The 5,692-nt window shown below is 56.9% G+C and carries 5 protein-coding genes and 1 pseudogene; 4 read left to right on the top strand and 2 right to left on the bottom strand.

Annotated features, from left to right (window positions below; translation table 11 throughout):
• Genes ACTF5F_RS04085 through ACTF5F_RS04075 form a run of 3 tightly spaced genes read left to right on the top strand, consistent with a single transcriptional unit; the run spans position 1 to position 1,075 of the window.
• Positions 1 to 153, top strand: coding sequence for a hypothetical protein (locus ACTF5F_RS04085; RefSeq protein WP_438955641.1), 153 nt, complete (start codon positions 1 to 3; stop codon positions 151 to 153).
• Entirely contained in the window at positions 138 to 941 is an 804-nt protein-coding gene (locus ACTF5F_RS04080; protein ID WP_438955640.1) for a phytanoyl-CoA dioxygenase family protein, read from the top strand. Before ACTF5F_RS04085 ends, ACTF5F_RS04080 begins: the two co-directional genes overlap by 16 nt.
• Positions 938 to 1,075 carry a hypothetical protein gene (locus ACTF5F_RS04075; RefSeq protein ID WP_438955604.1) on the top strand — a complete coding sequence of 46 codons (138 nt, stop codon included), beginning with the start codon at positions 938 to 940 and terminating at the stop codon, positions 1,073 to 1,075. Before ACTF5F_RS04080 ends, ACTF5F_RS04075 begins: the two co-directional genes overlap by 4 nt.
• 782 nt (positions 1,076 to 1,857) lie before the next feature.
• On the opposite strand, the pseudogene ACTF5F_RS04070 reads toward ACTF5F_RS04075, so the two are convergent.
• Positions 1,858 to 3,094, bottom strand: a pseudogene (locus tag ACTF5F_RS04070) (MFS transporter).
• Between the two features lie 85 nt (positions 3,095 to 3,179).
• Between ACTF5F_RS04070 and zapE the strand changes: the two are divergent.
• Positions 3,180 to 4,238, top strand: coding sequence for a cell division protein ZapE (gene zapE / locus ACTF5F_RS04065; protein WP_438955603.1), 1,059 nt, complete (start codon positions 3,180 to 3,182; stop codon positions 4,236 to 4,238).
• A gap of 137 nt (positions 4,239 to 4,375) precedes the next feature.
• Here zapE and ACTF5F_RS04060 read toward each other — a convergent pair whose 3' ends face one another.
• Positions 4,376 to 5,656, bottom strand: a complete 1,281-nt coding sequence (locus ACTF5F_RS04060; protein WP_438955602.1) for a bifunctional folylpolyglutamate synthase/dihydrofolate synthase — start codon at positions 5,654 to 5,656, stop codon at positions 4,376 to 4,378.
• Positions 5,657 to 5,692: the final 36 nt, after the last annotated feature.

Below are 5,692 nucleotides of genomic sequence, written 5' to 3'. Positions count from 1 at the left end.
ATAAGTCGAGATGACATTGTCGCCGATTTTTACAATATCGATAGGTTTGAACGGCAAAATGCAGAGGAAATCTCTCTCTTCAAGAATGGCGGTGGCGCCCACCTCGACCTGATGGCCTGCCGCTACATCCTTGATGCCTGGAACGCCCGATGATCACGAAAGACCAAATCGATGATTTCCAGCGGGATGGTGCCGTCGTCGTGCGCGGAGTCTTTGACGACTGGATCGACCGCATGGCCGAAGGCGTGGCGGAGAATATGGACGCCCCGGGTGAGTACGCATCAGAGAATGACGTCAGCGAGGGCCGCTTTTTCGACGATTACTGCAACTGGACACGGATCGCCGCGTTTGAGGATGTCGCGCGGAACAGCCCCGCAGCAGAGCTGGCCGCCCGCGCGATGCGCAGCCAGACCGCGCAGTTTTTTCACGACCATGTGCTGGTGAAGGAGCCGGGAACACCGAAGCCAACACCGTGGCACCAAGATGCGCCCTATTACTTTGTCGAGGGCATGCAGACGGTCAGCATTTGGATCCCGCTTGATCCGGTGAAAGATGCATCGCTCCGCTTCATCGCCGGATCGCACAAATGGGCCAAACTGGTGCGGCCCGTGAGTTGGTCAGACGATAGTGACTTCTACGACGGCGATCAGGATTGGACGCCTGTGCCGGATCCTGACGCGAGCCCCGATGATACGACCATTCTCGAATGGGCGATGGAGCCGGGGGATGCTGTTTTGTTTGACTACAAAACTGCGCATGGCGCACGTGGGAACGCGACGCAAGATCGGCGGCGGGCGCTGTCTTTGCGTTGGGTGGGCGATGACGCGCGCTATGTTGAGCGGCCGGGGCGCACTTCGCCCCCGTTTCCGGGACATGGCTTGTCGGCGGGTGAGCGTTTGCGTGAAGATTGGTTTCCTATTTTGTATCAGACCGCCAAGTGAACGCACTCATCCTGATTATCTTGGCCTTAGGCGCTGTCGCCCTCGCGGCATGGTGGCAAGAGAATGCCCGCGCTGAGGTTGACGACAGCTATAAGACGCCCCCGGATCATTTGCGCATCTGTCGCAAGGCGTGACGCATTACAGATGGCACGGACCGGTGCGCGAGCCGGTTTTGGTCGCGATCCATGGCCTCACAACGCCGTCGATGGTGTGGGACGAACTGGCGCGTGGATTTGTAGCTTTTGAGTTTCGGGTTCTGACATATGACCTTTATGGCCGGGGATATTCCGACGCTTACGATTGCCCGCAAGACGCCGCGCATTTTGTGAAGCAGCTGGAAGAGCTTTTGGCGGACCAAGACGTTGGACAGGATGATCGCTGGCCGGCTATTCCATGGGCGGGTCGATTGCGACGGCGTTTGCGGCGGCAAACCTGTATAGTGTGGATCGGTTGTTTTTGGTGGCCTCCGCCGGTATCAAAACGGAGGAGAGCGGGTTCGGTCAGTTCTGTCGAAAGACCGGGCCGCTTGGAAGTCTCGTCTTCGCCGCTTTTGCAGGCCCTTGAACGAAACGTGCCCTTCAATCAGACGAAAGCGTTTTGGACGTGCCAGGCCTGAAGGAGCATTAATTGGCGCAACTTGATCGGTAGGGGTTCTGCCCTCGGTTCTGGCCAGTCGTCGGGGTCTTCTATCGGATCGGCAGGAAGCTGAGCATCGCGCGATCGCGCAACGGAATATTCCCATTTTTGCTGTCTGGGGTGGGGCGGATGCGGTCATTCCGGTCTCATCAGTCGGGACATTGGCCAAGTGGAACAGGTCCGCGTTTCAGGACGTTATTGATGGGGCAGGGTATGCTCTACCGAACACCTATAGTTATGAACTGATGGCCGCTTTGCGGAGCCAGATCCATCATTAGAATTATGCGGGCTGCGGCGTCCGGTTTTCTTTGATCGGCAAATGCACAATCGCGCTGAACGCCCCCACTGCGATGCCAACCCACCACACGGCGTCATAGCTGCCATAAATGTCATAGAGCTTTCCACCCAGCCATACGCCCATGAACGACCCAAGCTGATGGGAAAAAAAGACGATGCCATAAAGCGTTCCCATGTAGCGCAAGCCGTAAAGATGCGCGACGAGGCCGGAGGTCAGGGGTACCGTCGCGAGCCAAAGAGCGCCCATGGTGAGTGAGAAGATGATCACTGTTGCAGGTGTCATCGGAGTGATGATGAAGACAAACGCGACCAACGTCCGGCTCGCGTATATGCCCGCCAGCAGATATTTCTTTGAATACCGCTTGCCGGCCCAACCCGCCAAAAGCGTACCCGCGATATTCGCCAACCCGATAAGGGAGATCGCCACCGCGCCCAAAGCGCTTGTCGTTGTGATGCCAAGGCCCGCCAAAATACTGCCCGATGCGATGGGTCCGCAAACCTCTGTCACGAATGCAGGGAAATGGGCTGTAATGAAGGCCAATTGGTAGCCGCAGGAAAAGAAGCCAAGAAAGATGAGTGTGTAAGATGGGTCCTTGAACGCGCGGGTGAGGATTTCACCCATGCTTTCTTCAAGCTCGGCTTTGCTTACCGGATCTGGGCTGCGCATCATCGGTAGGACCATGAGCACGGCAATAATCGCGGCGGCAAATGCGACGAAAACCATTTGCCATGTCATGAAGCCTAGCAATATTTCCGCAATCGGTGCCCCGATCACTTGTCCCAGCGATCCCGCAGCTGTTGCTAATCGCCAGTGCCATCGACCGGTTTTCATCTGATGCCGCACGACCTACGACGGCCAGAATGACCCCAAAGCCGGTGCCTGCGATCCCGAAGCCGACGAGCACTTCGTAGGCTTGGTGTGCAATCGGTGACGTCGCCCCGGCAGAGAGCAAGAGCCCAGTCGCATAGGCCAATGCGCCCAAAATGATCGCCTTCCGGTCACCGATCTTCTCAGCAATGGCGCCAAAGATCGGTTGGCCTATGCCCCAAGCCAAGTTCTGGATCGCGATGGCGAGGCTGAATTCAGCCCGAGCCCAGCCAAACTCATCCGCAATCGGGATCTGGAAGACCCCGAAAGAGGCGCGGATCGCGAAGCCTGTCATGATGATCAGGCAACCGGCAATCAGCACTGGCGACATGAGTTTGGCTTCTTTTCTCATGCCATCAGTTGGTCGCGCGCGCCACCGAATGTCAATGAGGCGATCCTGACTTCCCAAAGCCAGCCGCGCATCGTATGCGAAGAGGATGAGCATCGAGGCTGCATATGACGCTGAAATAGACGCGGGTCGGTTGACCGGTGATCCGGCGCAGCGTGATGTCATGCCTGAGCTTGACCGTATCCTCACCGACCTGTCCAAACCCGTGAAAAAGGGGCTTTTCGCGCGCAAACCTGAGCCGATCAAGGGGCTTTACATGTGGGGCGGTGTAGGTCGCGGGAAGTCCATGTTGATGGATTTGCTGTTCGAGAATGTGACAGTTGAGAAAGAACGCTGGCATTTTCATGCGTTCATGCAATGGGTGCATGGGGAGATGGCAGAAGTCCGAAAGATGGGCGTTGATGATGCTATCAAGCCCGTCGTGCAAAAGCTGGCGGATCGGTTGCGGTTTCTTGCGTTCGACGAAGTGCAGATCACCGATATCACCGACGCGATGATTGTTGGCCGTTTGTTTGAGGGGCTTTCTGATGCTGGCGTTGTGATCGTGACCACGTCGAACCGTCCGCCAACGGACCTTTATAAGGATGGCCTCAATCGGCAGCTCTTTGTGCCGTTCATTGATCTGCTGTCGGAAAAACTGGTGATCCATGAATTGGCGAGCGATCAGGATTACCGCCAAGGTCGTTTGGAAGGGGCGCAGACCTATTTTTCCCCCCTTGGCGCAACGGCCACCGCCGCACTCAATCAAATCTGGCAGGATTTAACGGGTGGGGAGGAGGCAGCGTTGACCCTACACGTGAAAGGGAGGAAGGTTGTGATCCCGCGTTTTCACAACAGCGTCGCGCGTGCCAAGTTCTTTGATCTGTGCGGCAAACCCCTTGGCGCGGGGGATTATTTGATGCTGGCCCAATCGGTGCGGGTTCTGATGCTGGAAGACATCCCGCGACTGTCACGTCAAAATTTCAATGAGGCAAAGCGTTTTGTGACCCTGATCGACGCGCTCTATGAAGCCAAGATCAAGCTCATCTGCTCTGCCGCCGCTCAGTCGGAAATGCTCTATATCGAAGGGGAAGGGACCTTTGAATTTGAACGGACTGCCAGCCGATTGCGTGAAATGCAGTCGAAAGATTGGGCGACGACCCCCTAAACGACAAAAGGACAGGCTGGTGCCTGCCCCCTCGCCCTGCCAGACCCAGGCAAAGCGCACTGCGCTTCGGTTGCGTCGAATCTAGCTGCATCACTGATTCGCCGTCAATGGGCTGATTCGTCGATTTTGAAATTTGATTAGGTTGACGTGGCGTTAAGGCGCATCACATGGCCTGCGAGGTAGAGCGATCCGCAGATGAGCACCCGCGCGTTTGGCGCCTTTGCGACAATTGTCTGAATGGCGGCTTCAACGCTGTCGGCGGTTGTCGCCGTCATACCAACCGCTTGCGCGGCTTCAGCCGTCGTTTCTGCGGAGAGGGTATTCGCCTCCCCCGGAATGGAAACTGCTGTCAGGTTTTCGGCGATGCCGGCCAGGGGTTCCAGATAGCCAGAGATGTCTTTGGTGTTGAGCATTCCGCAAATTAGGTGTGTTGGTCGTGCAGGTTGCCCTTTCAGCGTTTCCGCCAAGGCGCGGCCAGCGGCGGGGTTGTGACCGCCATCCAGCCAAAGCTCCGCCTGTTTGGCCATATCAACCAATGCGCCGGTCGTCATCTTTTCCATACGTGCAGGCCAATAAGGTTTGATGAGCGCAGCTTCGCAAGCCGCTTCGCCTAGACTCAGCGCGCGGAGTCCTGCAGTCGCGAGACCTGCATTTTGAACCTGATGCGGCCCGCGCAGGGCAGGCATAGGCAGATCAAGCAGTCCATCCTCATCTTGGAAAATAAGCCGTTCGCGTTCGGTCGAGACATGCCAATGCTGGCCATAGGCAAGGAGCGGCGCCCCATGTTTCGCCGCCACCCCTTCAATGACGTCCATCGCAGCGTCGTGCTGTGGCCCAACTGTGCAAGGGATGCCGCGCTTGATGATCCCCGCCTTTTCACCCGCAATCTCCTCGATCGTCTCTCCCAAGAATTGTTGATGATCGAGGTCGACCGGCGTGATCATCGTGAGTGCGGGTTTGGGGACCACGTTTGTAGCATCTAACCGCCCGCCAAGGCCAACCTCCAATAGTGTGTAGTCAGCTGGGGTTTCCGCGAAGGCCAGTATCGCGGCAACGGTTGTGATCTCAAAATATGTGATTGATGCGCCATCATTGGCCGCATAGCAGCGGTCGAGTATGTCGGTGAGGTGAGCCTCTTCAATCAAATTTCCAGCAAGCCTGATCCGTTCATGAAACCGGGCAAGATGCGGTGATGTGTAGGCGTGGACCTTTGCGCCCGTCGCCTCTAACCCCGCGCGGATCATCGCTTGGGTAGAGCCTTTGCCATTCGTACCCGCAATGTGAATAACAGGGGGCAGCTTGTCCTGTGGGTTGTCCAACCGCTCCAACAGGGCCCAAACCCTGTCGAGCGTCAGGTCAATGATCTTCGGATGCAGCGCCATCATCCGTTCAAGGATGACGTCAGATGATTGGGTCACTTCGCTGCTGCCTTTTCAGCGTCTTTCGAATTTGGC

The organism is Cognatiyoonia sp., assembly GCF_965661665.1.
Classification (GTDB): domain Bacteria; phylum Pseudomonadota; class Alphaproteobacteria; order Rhodobacterales; family Rhodobacteraceae; genus Cognatiyoonia.
The sequence above is the reverse complement of the archived record's forward strand: the minus strand, read 5'-3'. Positions and strand labels throughout refer to the sequence as shown.

Bases quoted from the DNA above. Each gene is read 5' to 3' on its own strand.
- zapE (WP_438955603.1), top strand. From the start codon at position 3,180: ATGAGCATCGAGGCTGCATATGACGCTGAAATAGACGCGGGTCGGTTG.